This is a genomic window from Alkalimonas mucilaginosa, from assembly GCF_036327005.1.
Taxonomy (GTDB): domain Bacteria; phylum Pseudomonadota; class Gammaproteobacteria; order Enterobacterales; family Alteromonadaceae; genus Alkalimonas; species Alkalimonas mucilaginosa.
In genome coordinates this window covers 106649-122376 of sequence record NZ_JAUGZK010000006.1, presented here as the reverse complement: position 1 = coordinate 122376, position 15728 = coordinate 106649, and the positions used below count along the sequence as shown (strand labels likewise).

General features: G+C 48.4%; 11 protein-coding genes. 6 read left to right on the top strand and 5 right to left on the bottom strand.

All coding sequences use genetic code 11. From position 1 onward, the window contains the following. The 3 genes from priC to dinG are packed head-to-tail and all read right to left on the bottom strand — an operon-like array spanning position 1 to position 3387. Positions 1–552 carry a primosomal replication protein PriC gene (gene priC, locus QWF21_RS10000; protein WP_330087909.1) on the bottom strand — a complete coding sequence of 184 codons (552 nt, stop codon included), beginning with the start codon at positions 550–552 and terminating at the stop codon, positions 1–3. Position 553: 1 nt separating this feature from the next. Next, a complete protein-coding gene (locus QWF21_RS09995; RefSeq protein ID WP_330087908.1) occupies positions 554–1303 on the bottom strand; it encodes a sulfite exporter TauE/SafE family protein in 750 nt (249 codons plus the stop codon). A gap of 41 nt (positions 1304–1344) precedes the next feature. Next, a complete protein-coding gene (dinG, locus tag QWF21_RS09990) occupies positions 1345–3387 on the bottom strand; it encodes an ATP-dependent DNA helicase DinG (RefSeq protein WP_330087907.1) in 2043 nt (680 codons plus the stop codon). A 455-nt stretch (positions 3388–3842) separates the two neighbouring features. On the opposite strand from dinG, the gene QWF21_RS09985 reads away from it, so the two are divergent. Beyond that, positions 3843–6698, top strand: a complete 2856-nt coding sequence (locus tag QWF21_RS09985; RefSeq protein WP_330087906.1) for a TonB-dependent receptor domain-containing protein — start codon at positions 3843–3845, stop codon at positions 6696–6698. 188 nt (positions 6699–6886) lie between these two features. Beyond that, complete coding sequence (locus tag QWF21_RS09980) at positions 6887–8698, top strand: 2OG-Fe(II) oxygenase family protein (RefSeq protein ID WP_330087905.1); 1812 nt, start codon at positions 6887–6889, stop codon at positions 8696–8698. A gap of 99 nt (positions 8699–8797) precedes the next feature. Here the strand turns inward: QWF21_RS09980 and QWF21_RS09975 are convergent, their stop codons facing one another. Both QWF21_RS09975 and QWF21_RS09970 read right to left on the bottom strand, forming a co-directional pair. Further along, positions 8798–11662: a TonB-dependent receptor domain-containing protein gene (locus tag QWF21_RS09975; RefSeq protein ID WP_330087904.1), complete on the bottom strand. Its 2865-nt coding sequence runs from the start codon at positions 11660–11662 to the stop codon at positions 8798–8800. Between the two features lie 241 nt (positions 11663–11903). Further along, complete coding sequence (locus QWF21_RS09970) at positions 11904–12266, bottom strand: TraR/DksA C4-type zinc finger protein (protein WP_330087903.1); 363 nt, start codon at positions 12264–12266, stop codon at positions 11904–11906. 226 nt (positions 12267–12492) lie between these two features. On the opposite strand from QWF21_RS09970, the gene QWF21_RS09965 reads away from it, so the two are divergent. From QWF21_RS09965 to QWF21_RS09950, 4 genes are read left to right on the top strand one after another with little or no spacing between them, the layout of a single operon-like run. Continuing rightward, positions 12493–12624, top strand: coding sequence for a hypothetical protein (locus tag QWF21_RS09965; protein ID WP_330087902.1), 132 nt, complete (start codon positions 12493–12495; stop codon positions 12622–12624). A gap of 50 nt (positions 12625–12674) precedes the next feature. Then, complete coding sequence (apt, locus tag QWF21_RS09960) at positions 12675–13223, top strand: adenine phosphoribosyltransferase (RefSeq protein WP_330087901.1); 549 nt, start codon at positions 12675–12677, stop codon at positions 13221–13223. A gap of 24 nt (positions 13224–13247) precedes the next feature. Next, complete coding sequence (gene dnaX, locus QWF21_RS09955; RefSeq protein ID WP_330087900.1) at positions 13248–15335, top strand: DNA polymerase III subunit gamma/tau; 2088 nt, start codon at positions 13248–13250, stop codon at positions 15333–15335. 54 nt (positions 15336–15389) lie between these two features. Next, complete coding sequence (locus QWF21_RS09950; RefSeq protein WP_330087899.1) at positions 15390–15716, top strand: YbaB/EbfC family nucleoid-associated protein; 327 nt, start codon at positions 15390–15392, stop codon at positions 15714–15716. Positions 15717–15728: the final 12 nt, after the last annotated feature.

The window sequence follows — 15728 nt, the reverse complement described above, 5'->3', positions numbered from 1 at the left end:
TCAGCGCTTGTGCTGCTCCTGAAATTGGATTTGTTGCTCTACTTCGCTAATAGCACGGCGACAGCGACCGAGCCGGGCCTGGACTGCCAGTTGCTGTTGTACATCCTTATTTTGCTGCTGAGCAAGGCGTAGCATATCTTCCAGTCGTTGCTCGTACTCTTTGTACTGGCTTAGTTGCTGGTAGAGATCACGGCTGGATTGGGTTAATTGCTGCACCACTTTTTGTACTTTGCGCTTAGTCACTTTAAAGTTTTTGCGGGTTTCGCTGTTGGCAAAAGCACGCGTTAAAGCGTTGCACTGTGCCGCAATACGCTCAGCCAGCCGTTGTTGCTGCTCGGAGCTTGCTGCTTGTTGGCCACTGCTGCATAGTTGCAACCGATGCAGCTGCTGCATGGCTTCATCCACATAATCGGTGAGGTAGGGAGAGTGGCAACTGAACAAATCGGTTTGAAACCAGTCCTGAGGTTTGCCGGCTATAGGTACCTGATCCAGCATTTTGGCTTGTTGGCGAAGTTGCGTTAAACGTTGTTTTAACTCAGTAAGGGCAGACATACTAACTCCAGGCTTGCCAGGCCAGTCGAAGGGCAATTGCCACGACCACGCTGATAAATACCGGGCGGATAAAGCGACTGCCAAAACGAATGGCTGAATGAGCACCAAGCCAGGCACCTGCCATCAGGCAAAGCCCCATCGCCAGGCCTAGCAGGATAAATACATGGCCCAGTAACAGGAATACCGCCAGAGAAACACCATTACTAATGAAGTTCATGGTACGAGCCACACCGCAGGTAAGCAATAGGTTGATACGGTACAACGCCATGGTAGAAACCATCCAGAAAGCACCGGTACCGGGGCCTGCAACCCCATCATAAAAACCAAGCGCTAACCCCTGGCTGCGTTGTTGCCAAAACAAGCGACGGTTTTGCCTGGGCAACTCCAGTTGGTCGTCCGGTACAATACGGTTAAACAGGGTATAGATAGCTGCCAGCAAAATCACCACCGGCAAAAACTTTTCCAGTGACTCACTACTGAGCTGATCGACCAGCAAGGTACCCAATACGGCACCGATAGCGGTATAGAGCAAACTACGGCGCCAGAACACAGGATCAAACAAGCGTTTACGATAATAGGTCACGGAGGCAGTGAAGGAGCCAAAAGTCGCAGCCAGCTTATTGGTGCCAAGCGCCAGGTGAGGCGGCAACCCTGCGGTCAAGAGTGCAGGTATGGTGAGTAAACCACCACCACCGGCAATCGCATCGATAAAACCGGCCACAAAGGCAACAGTGCAAAGGATAACAAGCACACTGGGGTCGATAGCAAATTCAGCGAACAAATCGGCAGGCCTTAATAGTGAATGTTGCGTTTAAATGGCGGCAGCGCATCGAGCATTGCTTTACCATAGGTCTTGGTTACCAGGCGGCGGTCCAGAATAACAATCTGGCCGCTGTCTTGCTCCTGGCGAAGTAGTCTACCACAAGCCTGCACCAGTTTCTTTGCCGTGGCAGGTACCGTCAATTGCAAAAATGGATTGCCCCCTTGTTTACTGATAGCTTCACTCATGGCCTCCTCCAGCGGCGAGGTTGGCACCGCAAAAGGCAGCTTGGTGATCACCAGATTGGTGAGCAAGTCACCCGGTAAATTGAGCCCTTCAGCAAAGCTCTGAGTACCAAACAAGATGCTGGTTTTTTGCTGCTGTACCTGCTGCGCATGTTGCTCCAGCAATTTTTGCCTGGCGACTTCTCCTTGCACCAGTATGTTGTAGCCTTGCTGTCGCAACACTGTTGCTACCTGATTCATTTGCCAGTAGGAGGCAAAGAGCACCAAACTGGCCTGGCCTTTGGGCAAATAATCCGGTAACACCTGGCATAGCTCATCCGTAAAGCCATTAGCCGTTGGCTCATGCTGCATTTTAGGCAGTAGAATACTGCCTTGCTCTGCATAGGCAAAAGGTGAACTTACCTGCAGCGTACGCACAGCTTCCATTTGATCCAGCCCCAGTTCACGCAGCGGATAGCTAAATGAATTCAGTGCCGTTAGGGTAGCCGAGCAAAGGATGCATGCAAAAGCTGGTCGGAACAACAGACGTTCCAGTTGTGCCTGCACCCGCAATGGGCTGGCGCAGCCAAGCAGTTGATGCTGTTGTTCTGTTTGTTCCACCCAGCGGGCCTGATACACTCCAGACTGCTGTGACTCGGACCAGAGCCGCCACAGCGCTTGTTGCTGGCTAAACTTTTGATCGAAAAATGACAACTCCTGCAGGGTACTGCTAATCGAACGGGCGGGCAGTTGCTGCTCCAAAATGGCATCCCGTACTTTTTGGTGCAGTTGCTCCAGTTGATTGACCACCTGCTGGCTTGATTTTGCCAGCGACTCGGCCTGCTGGCTTAACAGCAGGGGCAAGGCGGCGTCAACAAAACGGAACTGTGAGTTGTCCTTGAACCAGCTTGTGGTAAAAGCAGGAAGTTGCTGCTTGACTGGCTGGTAATCGCGGCGATAGTCATCTATCAGCTCCTGCAACTTAATGGCAGTTTTGAGTGCTGATTCGGGCAAATTACTTTGCATGCGCTGGCTAAATTTCAAAGCTTTCTCCAGCCATACCTCTTGTTGCAACAAAGGCGCGCTGGCAGATAAAAAACTGCGGGCGCTATCGACCAGATGATGGCCTTCATCAATCACATAAATACAGTCTTCCGGGGTTGGTAACTGCGCTGAGCCGGCCTCTAAATCGGCCAATAAAAACGCCTGATTGGTTACCAGCACCTGGCTGTCATTGATTTCAGCCCGGGCCAGGTGAAAAGGGCAATGCTGATGACGGCGGCTGCCGCGATGGCAATGGTAGGGATCGGCCTGAATGTGCTGCCAGAGCTCATCTGGTACAGCAAAAGGCAAACTGTCAATGTCGCCAAGCCAGCGCCTTTCTTGCCAGGCTGTGAGCAGTTTACTGGCTAAAGCCTGCTGCTGATTGCTTGAATCCGGGAATAGTTCAGGTTGTTGCAGCATTTCTTGCAAACGTTCAATGCAGGCATAACGCTGTCGTCCTTTCACCAAACAAAACTCAAAATCAAGGCCAGCGTGTTGTTGAAAGAATGGCAAGTCTTTTTGCACCAGTTGCTCTTGCAGTGCCACCGTGGCGGTGGCTATGACTAAGGTTTTAGTGTGTGACAACGCGTAGGGAATACAGGCCAGTAAGTAAGCCAATGATTTGCCTGTTCCAGTGCCCGCCTCTACCAGAGCAATGCGATGGTGACGATGGTAGCTACCGGCTATGGTATGGGCGATTTCGGCTATCAGCTGGTTTTGGCCAGGCCGCACACGGTAATTGGATAATGAAGCACGAATTTGCTGCTGAATAGAGCGTATTTGTTGTTGTAGATCGCGTGAAAGCATGTGATGGCTGGATAAAAATACAGTTTTTCGATTTTAACGCATATGTCTTATGTGCACTATGGTATTTTTGGCTAAGTTCAATCTGTATTCTAAAAAATAGTCTTATACAGCTGCGCTGCATGTACATAATTGTTTACGAATGAGCTTGGTAATAACTCGGTGTGTGCCTTATTTGTTTTCTTTATGTTTTGCTTTGTTACTGTTTTGGGTTTTATTGGCAAGCGGTATGGCCTCAAAGCCAGCTATAGCAAGTCAAAACGCTTTTTTTAAGTGGCTTGAGTTCATTTCGTGGCGAAAGTTCCGTAAAAGGAGTTGACCCTGCTGAAAAATTACGTTTATCATCAATGAGCCTTAGATCGGGTTGTTCCGATTTTTGCGGAGTGCCAGACGCCGATTAAAGATCTGGTCAATGTGAAAAATAGAATCACTACTCATAGTGGTCCAGGGAGAAATACATGTATACAAATAACAAATTAAGCAAGGCTGTGCGCTTAGCTATTGCTTTTGGTGCGGCTTCTGTGTTTGCCGGAAGTGCCATCGCACAGCAAGATCAGCTTGCTGAAGAGGCTTCTGCAAATGTAGAGCGTATCAATGTAACTGGTTCTCGTATTCGCTCTACTGATATCGAGACTTCGCAACCTGTATTCACAATTAGCCGTTTAGACATTGCAAATCAAGGTTTCACCTCTGTCATTGATATCCTGCAAAACATGTCTACAGCTGGCTCACCGCCTATCAGCCGTGCTCAGCCATTGAGCGCAGGTGAAGCTGCTGGTGGTAACTATGCCAACTTGCGGAACTTAGGTACAAACCGTACCCTGGTTTTGGTGAACGGCAAGCGTCTTGGTATTACTACCAATGGTCTGCAGGATCTTTCTGCCATCCCTATGTCAATGGTTGAGCGGGTGGATGTTCTGAAAGACGGTGCCTCTACACTGTATGGCTCTGATGCAATGGCCGGTGTTATCAATATTATTACCCGCAAAGATTTCGAAGGCTTAGAGCTTTCGTTTTATGGCGGTGAATACGACGAGGGCGACGGTGCTAAAAAGAATGTCAGCATGGTCACTGGTATTGCAACCAATCGTGGCTCAATCATTCTTGGTGCAGAATGGCGTGATGAGAAACAGGTTTGGGCAAAAGACCGCTCATTCTCATCGCAGGGTTTCCCTGGTTATGATATAAACAACAACCTTACCCTGGTTGGTGCTTATGGCCGCTTCCGTTATGACGATAAGTGGTGGTTAGCAAAGCGCCCTGGTGAGGCAGCATCTTTCCCAGATGATTTTGAAGAGCAAACCTTTGCTAATGGTGCCAGTAACCCGAACGACCAAATGCATCTTGCTGGTCCTTTGAGTGCGCGTTCAATCTATATCAGCACCAATTACAACATCAAAGACGATATCCGTTTTACCAGCGATCTTGGCTACAGTGAGCGTCGTGCCACGCGGCAGGTTGCAGGCTACCCACTGCAGTCTACTTCAAGCTTTGGTAACGTCAGTGGCTGGTTCCTGGATGCTGACAGCTATTTTAATCCTGTTGGCGAGGATGTACGTTTTGATCGTCGTGGCTGGGAAGTGCCACGGGTTAGCACCAGTGATCAGAACACCCTGCGCTTTACTGCTGCGCTAGAAGGTTCCTTCGATATTGGTCATCGTTATTTTGACTGGGATATCGGTGGTGTATACTCTCAGAGTAAAATTCTGCAAACTGGCTTTGGCGACTACCAGATCCCGAATGTTGTAGCTGCGACAGGCCCATCATTCTTGAATGCACAGGGTATTGTGCAATGTGGTACTGCCGATGACCCAATTCCTGCATCGCAATGTGTGCCTTGGAACCCATTAGCCGGTCATGGCGCTGGTAGTGTAGCCAATTCACTGGATGATCCAGCTGTACGAGATTTCTTATTCCCTACAACGCATGCACGCGGTGAAACAACCACCAAAATTTATTTTGCTAACATCAGTGGTGTATTGCACACTTTACCTGCGGGCGATTTGACATTTGCCGTCGGTGGTGAGTACCGCAAAGAAGATGGCTTATTTGTGCCAGATGCGATGGCGCAAGCTGGTATGACCTCTACCCTGGCTGCTGGTGCCACTGGTGGTGAGTATGATTTAAAAGAGTTCTATGCAGAGCTAAATGTTCCAATTCTTGCTGATATGGATGGAGCCAGAGAGCTTAGTGTTAGTCTGGCAACCCGTTACTCTGATTACAGCACTTTTGGTGATACCACCAATAGCAAAGTTGGTATCAAGTGGCGCCCGGTAGATTCTTTGCTGGTTCGTGCCACCTGGTCAGAAGGTTTCCGCGCTCCTACCATCAGTAACTTGTATGGCGGCGGCTCGCAGTCCTTTGTAACTGGTTTTATCGATCCTTGTGATTCTGTGTATGGTGTTGCACGCGGCAGTAATCGCTGTTTGCAGGATGTACCAGCAGACTTCCGTCAGTTACAGCAAGGTTTTGTTCCTACAGAAGGCCCGTCTGCACAGACTCCGGTACCATTTAACAGTGGTTCTAACCCGTTGCTGCAGCCTGAGACTTCAAAAACTAAGACCGTTGGGATTGTTTATAGCCCAGAGTTTCTTGAAAACCTGAATGTCATCGTAGATTGGTGGAGCATTACCATTGAAGATACAATGGTTACTGATAGTGCAAACCAAATTTTGGACGATTGTTATGTCGGTTTGGAAGAAGCTCGTTGTGCCATGTTCAAGCGCGATCCTAGCACCTTTATCGTCACTGATCTGACCTTTGGTCTGCGTAACGCAGGTTTTACCAAAACAGACGGTTATGATGTAGGTTTGAATTATCGCCACGAGACTTCATTTGGTGTATTTAGCACCAAGTGGAATACAACCTATGTTAACAAATACCTGAGCAAATCAACGAATGACCCAGAAGCCAGACTGACACCATCTGTAGGTTATGGCTCTACTTTCCGGGTTCGTTCAACGCTAGGCATCAACTGGAGCCTGGGTGACTTCAGCGCAAACTGGAACGTACGTTATTTCTCTTCCATGAAAGAGCGTTGTACCTTTACAGCGGATAGATGTAATATCCCTGATTTCAGCGCTGATTGGACCAACAATACGGTAACTCCTTACCATAAAAATGGTTCAACCACGTTCCATGATATTCAGTTCAGCTACAATGTGCCTTGGGATGGTCGTATCTCAGTAGGTGCGAACAACGTGTTTGAGAAGCAAGGGCCTATTATGTTCTCACGGCCAAACTCTAACTACTCGTATTACGGTGGCTTTGATATTGGTCGCTTCTGGTACGTGCGTTACGAGCAACGTTTCTAACACAAGCTTTGACAGTGTTTGAAATGTAAACTTCAAAAACAGCATCATGCTTCATGATGCTGTTTTTTTGTATTCTGTACACGGCAAAACTAGTTTGCATGTACTGGTAATAACTCCTTGGTTTTGCTTGTTAGCTATCTTATGTTAAATTCAACATGCCTACTAACTCCTGTTGCTATGAGTAGATGATGCACAACTCAATCTCATCCATGCTGAACAAAGCACGGTACTTGCTGCAGCAAAATGCTGAGGCGGAAGCGGTTAAATTATGCCAGGCGATTTTAAAGCACGACGCGAGTCATGCCGAGGCTTTGCAGCTTTGTGCACTTGGTTTAAAGCATGCATCACCTGCTAAAGCAGATGTATATTTCCGGAAAAGTCTGCAGTGTTCCCCCAATAATAGCTACTTTCTGGGCAACTACGCCAACTTTCTTGCAGGGACAAACCGTAATGATTTGGCGGAGTCCATGTACAAAAAGGCATTATCACTCGAGCCTCGCAATCATGATACTGCGTTTAACTACGCAGTTTTGCTCGGAGCGCAGCACAGGTACAAGCACGCCATTCTCCTTTTAAGCAAACAATTGCCCCTGGGTGCTGAACAGGCCAGGTTCTACAGCCTGCTTATTACCTACTCTGAAAAAGTCTATCAGTATGAAGATGCGTTGGCTTATTGCATGGCTGGGCTTCGGATAGACAGCTCGAATTTTCAGTTGCGTTTGCAGCATGCGCAGTTATTACGAGAGTTAAGTGAACCAAGGGAGGCTCTGGCTTTACTGGAAAATTTAAGGGAGCAGTTTCCAAAGTCTGCAGAGATCCATTACCTGATCGGTTGTATTTATTATGATTTGCAGCAGTACCATGAAGCGGAAACAGCATTAAATGGTGCCATCAGCCTGGCCCCCGATTTTCTGGATGCGCATAAAGCACTGAATAAGCTATTGTGGGAAAATGGTGATGAGCGTAAGTTTTTAGTATCCTTTGCTCAAGCCAGAGCCCAAGTCTCTAATCCTCTCCGGTTATGGCTGGCCGAGGTTGAGCATCTAATATCCAGTAAGCATCTAACTGCAGCAGAACAGATCTTGTCTGATTTAGAAAAATCAAATCAGCAGCAGCCAGACATTCTTTATTTTCAAAGCTTAGTATCAACATCGCAAGGAGCTTATGAGCAAGCTTTAGCTAAACTTAAGTTAGCAAGAAAGAAAAGGCCATCCCATACCCGTTATCTGATTGATGAAGCCGCTATTTATATAAGGACGGAGCAGTACAAGCGAGCGTTAAGCCTGCTTGATTTAGCTCTGAAAGCTGCGCCAGATAATCAGGAAATAATTGCTTATCAGGCCTTGTGCTGGCGATTACTTGGGAATGAACAGTATGATTGGTTGTACAATACCGAACAGTTTGTCCGGCCCTTGCAGCTTGAGGCTCCTGCTGGCTACGCAACACTAACCGATTTTATGGACGAGCTAAAGCTGCTTATTTCGGGGCTGCACAATGCCAAAAACCAGCCGATTGATCAAAGTGTTCGAAATGGAACTCAAACGGTAGGTCGATTATTTTCATCTCAGCACCCATTGATAACTCAGTATCAAAACGCATTAAGAAATGCGATTCAATGTTACCTGGATCGTTTGCCTCAAGACAAGCGCCACCCACTGCTGCGAAGAAATACTGGAAAATTCAACTTTAGTGGTAGTTGGTCTGTACAGCTTTTACGTGATGGTTACCATAGCAATCATATCCATCCTGCCGGCTGGTTATCTGTTTGCACTTACCTTGAGGTGCCGCCGGCAATCTGCCGTGAGGACCCAGCAAAATCTGGTTGGCTTAAATTTGGAGAGTCTTGTTTAGCCTTGGGCGATAAAGAGTCCATTATCAAGACTGTCTGCCCTGAGCAGGGAATGAGCATTATATTTCCAAGCTATTACTGGCATGGCACAAACCCGCTTTGCACAGATAAGCCAAGAATAACGCTACCATGTGATATTGCACCCATATGATGTTGGTCGCAGGCTGTTTTATCTGTTGGCTTGGTTGAAAGAAATAAAAAAAAGCAGTGAGTTACCTCACTGCTTTTCGCTTAATGACTGATTAAATCATTAAAAGCGCAACGTGATGCTCGCATGCAGATAACGACCCAATGTATCGTAGTAACCCGCAACAGTGTTTGCATTTTGTGCAAGTGTAGCACCTACCATTGGTGGCTCTTTATCAAAAATATTATTCATACCGATGAGTAAAGCTGCATAATCAGTTAATTCAAAGGTTGCATTTACATCAAAGTAGCTTTGTGAGGCAATGCCGCTACCAATGATCTGATCAACGGAGCCCACATAGTCAACGCCCCCGAAGTAACGCCATTTTGCCTGTGCAGTCCAGAAATCACCTGTGCTGTATGACAAGGTCATTGTATGACGCCATTTTGGCTGAGGGAAACATGCCGTGCTGATTTTACCTGAACAGTCATAGATGGCTGAATCAAGGCCTGGCAGTGGCTCATACTCTTTCTTGAGGCTATAGCTACCAATCAACTTAGCGGTGAAGGTACCCCCCAACAAATCTGTTTGATAGTTAGAGCTTACATCAATACCACGCCAATGACGGCTTGCTAAATTGATGTCTGGGGCAATCACATAGCCTGCGTCTCCACGCCAAAGGCCGCCAGTATTGTCCCGAACAATGTTATCACAGAAGGCTGCAATGCCTGTCAGGGCACACTGTGTTATTTGCAACTCAGGATTCACTGAGCCAATCACTTCGTCGATAACAATATCAAAGTAGTCAATGCTGAAGTTAAAGCCCTCAATCGGATTGGCTACTATACCAAAGGTATAGGTATCGGCGATTTCAGGTTTCAGGTTGACGTTGCCACCAAACAAACCATTGTATTGCGATGCAGGGCTTTCTGTGCCAGCGTTCCCATATTGGCTAGCATCCATACCAGTTAATGCACATTGCTCCTGGCTCAGGGTTGGTGAGGTACCTGCACATGGATCAGCACCGCTCCATAGACCAATGCTGGTAGACTCAAACAACTCTGAAACATTTGGCGCTCGTACTGCTCTGTTGTAACTGGCACGAACTTTCCAGTTATCAACAGGTGTCCAATCAATACCCACTTTGTAGGTGCTTTCTCCACCTGAGGTATTGTAGTGCGAATAGCGGGCACCTAAATCCAGAGTTAAATCACGTACTGCAGGCATATCTTCCAGCAATGGGATACTCAACTCACCAAAGATTTCTTTTACATTGTAACTACCTTTCAGGCTGGGGATCGGGCCGCCCTGGCCAGCAAGTTGACCTTGAGCAAATACTTCATCTGAGTTGTTCTCGAAACTAACTTCCCGATTTTCGAAACCAAGAACTGCAGCGATAGGATAAGAGTGGCTTGGCACTGTTACACCTAAGTCGCCTGTCACAAAGCCATTCACAATTGTTTGCGTCGTTATCCCTGCACGAATACCTGTGCCGCCCAATAAAGCTGCCGATTCAGGGGTAACACCGCCCGGCTGGAAAACAAGGTAGTCTGGGATACAGCTGCCAGTACAATTTGAACCTATTGCGCCTAGTGCATCAGCGAATTTCGGCGTGTAGTAGTCGTTCATGTACACTGAGCTGGATGAGGTTGAGCCATACTGCAAGGATATATCATACATCCAGTTGTCGTTCAGAGCACCCTCAGTACCTATCACTAAGCGGTAAGAGCTGTGTTCCAGGATATCTTGCCGAGGTCCACCTTCCGAGTTGCGTTTACCAATTTCAGCCCATACCTGAGTGACATCAGGACCAAACTCCGCTGCTAATTGCTCACGTTGTGCTTCGGTAAAGGCAGGGCTTGTGATGTCAAACGCAAAGCCGCGGAAGAAAGTACCAGACTCCGCAATCTGTGCTGTAGTACGGTTATGCATGTAACTCACTTCAGCGTAAGGACGGAAGCGATCACTTAGCTCATAATTAATGAAAGCTCCTAATGTATAGCGCTCATCTGGCCGCATAAAGTGGTTGATCGGAGCGTAGTTATACAAATTGTCAGCATACGGAGCGAAGCCGTTTGCAGTTTGCATCCAGAATACTTCATGGTCGTAGTCTGGTTCCGGGCCTGCGCCCTCTGTTAACTCGCGATAGGGCGAAATAAAGAAGTTAGGGATTGGCGATGTGGCTGAGCCACCACAGGCAGTACCTGCATTATTAAAGGCACAAGACGAATAGTCCCGGGCACCTTGCCGCAGTTCTTCTACTTTACGCCAGGTTGCATAGACAGTCGCATGACCTCTGCCGCCATCGAAACCGCCACCCATAGTTAAATCAATGTTGTAGGTGCGACCATCGATGCCTGTGCTGCCGGTGGGATACTCAAACCCGGCATTATCCATTAATCCCTGAAGGTATTTGTTCCGGTTTTTATGTTGGTAGCCAGAAGCACCAGCGACAATCTCAATACCCTCGAAATCATCTTTCATAACAAAGTTGACAACGCCAGCAACGGCATCCGCACCATAGGTGGCAGAGCCTCCACCAGTTAGAACTTCAACACGCTCAACTAAAGCAGCTGGTATTTGGTTAATATCGGCAGATTGGGTACTAAGGCCACCAGGCTGCAGCCGGCGGCCATTGACCAGAACCAATGTACGGGTTGCGCCCAGGCCCCGCAAATCGAGTGTCGCTGTACCGCTGGCACCATTCGCAATAAATGCAGTTTGAGCTGCTTCTATTTGCGGTAAGCTATTCATCAAGTCTTCAACACGTGTAAAGCCGGACAGCTTAATTTCTTCGGATGAAGTAATCTGAATTGGACTTGAAGTTTCCATATCAGTACGACGAATACGCGAACCGGTGACTTGAATGCGTTCAACGTCAGCCGACTGCTCTACTTCTACAGCAACAGCTGGAACTGAAACTGCTGTCGCCGTAGCCCCCAAAGCAATAGCCAAGCGCACGGCTTTGCTTAATTTATGTGTATACATGTATTTCTCCCTGGATCATTAATTTATGATTCTATAATTAGGCTTCAACTTGCTTGGAACTAAATAATATCTAGCCCAGCTAAATTCATAGCGCATCTACGCAGGGAGGTCAACAAATTTACATATTTTGCGGGGATATACAGACTATATTGTATCTAACTTAGGTAAATTAACATAAAGTATTGTTATTTCAGCATCTCTTATTCCGTGCTGTTTTAAATGTAACAAATTGGTTTAGTGCTTATGATGTAATCTGTGTTTTATGATTGGTGCAGCGAAAACAACGTTGTTCAGCTGGATCTTGCTCCAGTCGCTGTGCATCAATTCTGCTTTCACAATCACTGCAAATGCCATACAAGCCGATTTCCATTTGGCTCAGTGCAGCCTGAACAGCTTCCAGTCGAAGACTTAACGGCTTTAGATCCGGCGTATGCCAATGCAACAAAAGCTCAGGCCAGCGGGGGAGAGGCAGTTGTTGTAGTTTCAGGCTTAGTTGTTGGTAATCGGGGTTCTGCTGATTGTTTAAAAAATGCATGATCTGAGTCTGCAATTGTAGTTGCTCTTCCAGCAGACGGGTACGTAAGTGGTTAAGGCGGATGGACATAGCGCACCTTTATTGAAAGCCATCATATGGCCTGAGTATGATACAGTTGCCGCTGGCATGTTGTGATGTACATCAAAAGATAGTGCTTTGCCCCAACCGGAACTGCTTGCAGGTTATTTCGCTAATCCCTGCTTACCAGCGCAGATTTGCTAGCGGCTTTGCAACGAAAGGGATAGTGCATCTGTCTTTGATCCGCTAGAATAATGCGTTCTTTGCAACGAATTCGATGAGGTATCAAGTGGCAGACGACAATTTCAAAGAAAGCTTTAACTTAAAGCAGTTTGTGGTTTTTTTGTTGGTGTTTGTAGGCTTGCTGCTGCAAGGTCCCATAGTGCGTTGGTTGCAGTTGTTTAGCTAAATCCAATAAGCACTAAGCTGCCTGCTATTTTATAGGACATAAAAAAGACCATGATAAACAAAGCCCTGACGGAGCAACTAAAGCAAGTGATTAAAACGGTTCCGGATTACCCGAAACCAGGCATTTTATTTCGTGATGTGACCAGCCTGATGCAGGATGGTCCGGCTTTTGCCAAAGTAATTGATGCGTTAAAACAACATTTCTCTGAGCATGGCATCAGCAAAGTGGTGGGTACTGAATCACGCGGTTTTATCTTCGGTGCGCCCCTGGCTTATGCTCTGGGTGTTGCCTTTGTACCGGTACGAAAAGCCGGCAAGCTGCCGCGAGAGCGGATCCAGCAAAGCTATCAGCTTGAGTATGGTGAAGATATCCTGGAGTTGCATTTGGATGCAATTCAGCAAGGCGATAAAGTGCTGATGGTGGATGATTTGTTGGCAACTGGTGGCACCATTGAAGCAACCACTCAGTTGATCCGCCGTTTAGGCGGGGAAGTGGCACATGCTGCTTTTGTGATTGCTTTACCTGAGCTTGGTGGTATTGAACGGCTGGAAAAATTAGGCCTCGAAGTACTGTCATTGGTGGACTATGACGGCCATTAACATGGCCGTGAGCAAGGAGAAAGCATGAGTTACCAGGTGCTGGCACGAAAGTGGCGTCCGCAGCAATTCAGTGAATTGCTGGGACAGCAGCATGTCAAGTCAGCCCTGAGCAACGCTCTTACTTCTGAGCGTCTGCATCATGCTTACCTCTTTACCGGTACTCGTGGGGTGGGGAAGACCACCATCGCCCGTATTTTTGCCAAAAGTCTCAATTGTGAACAGGGGGTCAGTGCGACGCCTTGTGGTCGGTGCAGCAGCTGTCAGGAGATTGAAGCGGGCCGTTTTGTGGATTTGCTGGAAATCGATGCAGCATCGCGCACCAAAGTCGAAGATACTCGTGATTTGCTTGACAATGTGCAATATGCACCTACCCGTGGGCGATTTAAAGTGTACCTCATCGATGAAGTACATATGTTATCTCGGCACAGTTTTAATGCGCTGCTGAAAACGCTGGAAGAGCCGCCCCCGCATGTTAAATTTTTACTGGCGACTACGGATCCGCAGAAACTGCCGGTTACCGTCCTATCGCGTTGCCTGCAATTTAGTCTGAAAGCCTTAACAGAAGCCGAAATTCAGCAGCAGCTAACCATGGTGTTGCAGTCCGAGGAGGTTTCGGCAGAGCAAGAGGCGCTGGTTCTGCTGGCGAAAGCAGCCCGTGGCAGTGTGAGGGATGCACTTAGCCTGACCGATCAAGCCATTGCGCAAACCAATGGTAGCATCACAGCACCTGCAGTGCGTGATATGCTTGGGTTATTGCCGCAGCACTGGGGGCAGCATCTGCTTCAGGCTATACTGCAGCAAGATGTCGCCATGATGCGCCAGCAACTGGATGAACTGATGCTGCAAAGCAGCCAGCCGGAACAGGTGCTGGATGATATTTTGTCTTTGTTGCATTTCGCTGCAATTAGCCAGTTTCAACCTGATGCCGCCGGCCTGGCCGCTGAGCAAGCCGCTTTTGTGACAGAACTGGCGGCGACGCAGAGTGCTGAAACCTTGCAGCTGTATTACCAATTATTGATCAGTGGTAAGCGTGAACTGCCTTATGCGCCGGATAGCCGTAGTGGCCTGGAAATGGCATTGCTCCGCGCTTTGCTCTTTGTGCCGGCCAGTGCAGATATGCCAACCACAGCTTCGACACCCCGGTCTGGGAGAAATGGCGGCAATCGAATGGGCTCTGCGTCCATGGCAACCACTGCAAAGCCTGCCGCATCGCCCATGCCTGCTCTTTCAGGACCAGCGGAGTTGCCAGTAACAAAGAGCCCGGCCAGTCCCAGTGAAGGGGCAGTACCAGATAGCCTGATAGAGCCAGAACCAGAGCCTTTGGGCGAGGCGGAAACAACTGTCATACATCAGATGGTTGCAGCGACTGAGACAACGGCAGAACAACCAGTCGCAGCGGCGATAACTGAACCGCCGATGGATGCAATCACAGCCAGTATCATGGCTAGACGCGGGGTGCAACTGCCACCATCCGGAAGTGCGCGCGCAGTTGTGGCTTCTCCTGCAGCAAAGCAGAGCGCAAATAGCACCCCGCAGCAGGTGAGCTTGAGTGCAAAGGCGGAGCATCCTGGTTTTGTCAGTGCCAGCGAGCAGCCTCGCTCACTGGCCCCTGAACCGGTGCATGCAGCAACGGACGACCATGGGGAAGATGCTGGAAAAAAGCCTGAGCGCCCGCAGGCGCAGCAGTTGCTGAAGCAGGAACTGGATGCGGCAGGTTTTGCCTATCGTTTTGCCCATCAAATTGATGACTGGGCCGGACGAATTGAGCAAGTAAAGGCGAGTGGTTTGTATCGTTTGTATTTGTTGCATTCTGTGCCAGCCCTGCACGGCCAGATGTTGGAGCTAACCGTCGCCAGATCGGAGCGGCACCTGGAAACGGATGATTTTCGGGCTCGGATAGAGCAATTGGTACTGGCGGCATTTCCGGAAGCAACCGCAGTGCAGATCCGCTATCAACCCGAGGTGGCAAGCTGTCCTCGGGATATTCAGCAGCAGTTGGACCAGGCCCGTTATCGCTATGCGGAGCAGGTGATGCAGCAAGACCCGGTATTGCAGACACTACGTCAGAATTTGGCGGCCGACTTTATTGAAGGCAGCCTGGTGGTTAATTAAATTTATTTTGTGTATGCTGCGCCCACGAAAGGGCGACAATCAAGGAGACAACGCATGTTTAAAGGTGGTATGGGTAACATGATGAAGCAGGCGCAAGCCATGCAGGAAAAAATGCAAAAAGTGCAGCAGGAAATTGCCAGCATGGAAGTGACTGGTGAGTCTGGTGCCGGTATGGTTAAAGTGACCATGACAGGTTCGCATCAGGTCAAGCGGGTGCATCTGGATGACAGCCTGATGGCGGATGACAAGGAAATGCTGGAAGACTTGGTGGCAGCAGCCATCAATGATGCGGTGCGTCGGGTTGAAGAGACCAACCGGGAAATGATGGCCCAGGTTGCTGGGGGCATGCAGTTGCCGCCAGGTTTTAAAATGCCATTTTAAGCAAAGCAATGA

Bases quoted from the DNA above. Each gene is read 5' to 3' on its own strand.
- apt (WP_330087901.1), top strand. From the start codon at position 12,675: ATGATAAACAAAGCCCTGACGGAGCAACTAAAGCAAGTGATTAAAACG.
- QWF21_RS09980 (WP_330087905.1), top strand. From the start codon at position 6,887: ATGCACAACTCAATCTCATCCATGCTGAACAAAGCACGGTACTTGCTG.
- QWF21_RS09965 (WP_330087902.1), top strand. From the start codon at position 12,493: ATGAGGTATCAAGTGGCAGACGACAATTTCAAAGAAAGCTTTAACTTA.
- QWF21_RS09975 (WP_330087904.1), bottom strand. From the start codon at position 11,662: ATGTATACACATAAATTAAGCAAAGCCGTGCGCTTGGCTATTGCTTTG.
- QWF21_RS09950 (WP_330087899.1), top strand. From the start codon at position 15,390: ATGTTTAAAGGTGGTATGGGTAACATGATGAAGCAGGCGCAAGCCATG.
- QWF21_RS09970 (WP_330087903.1), bottom strand. From the start codon at position 12,266: ATGTCCATCCGCCTTAACCACTTACGTACCCGTCTGCTGGAAGAGCAA.
- QWF21_RS09985 (WP_330087906.1), top strand. From the start codon at position 3,843: ATGTATACAAATAACAAATTAAGCAAGGCTGTGCGCTTAGCTATTGCT.
- dinG (WP_330087907.1), bottom strand. From the start codon at position 3,387: ATGCTTTCACGCGATCTACAACAACAAATACGCTCTATTCAGCAGCAA.
- dnaX (WP_330087900.1), top strand. From the start codon at position 13,248: ATGAGTTACCAGGTGCTGGCACGAAAGTGGCGTCCGCAGCAATTCAGT.
- priC (WP_330087909.1), bottom strand. From the start codon at position 552: ATGTCTGCCCTTACTGAGTTAAAACAACGTTTAACGCAACTTCGCCAA.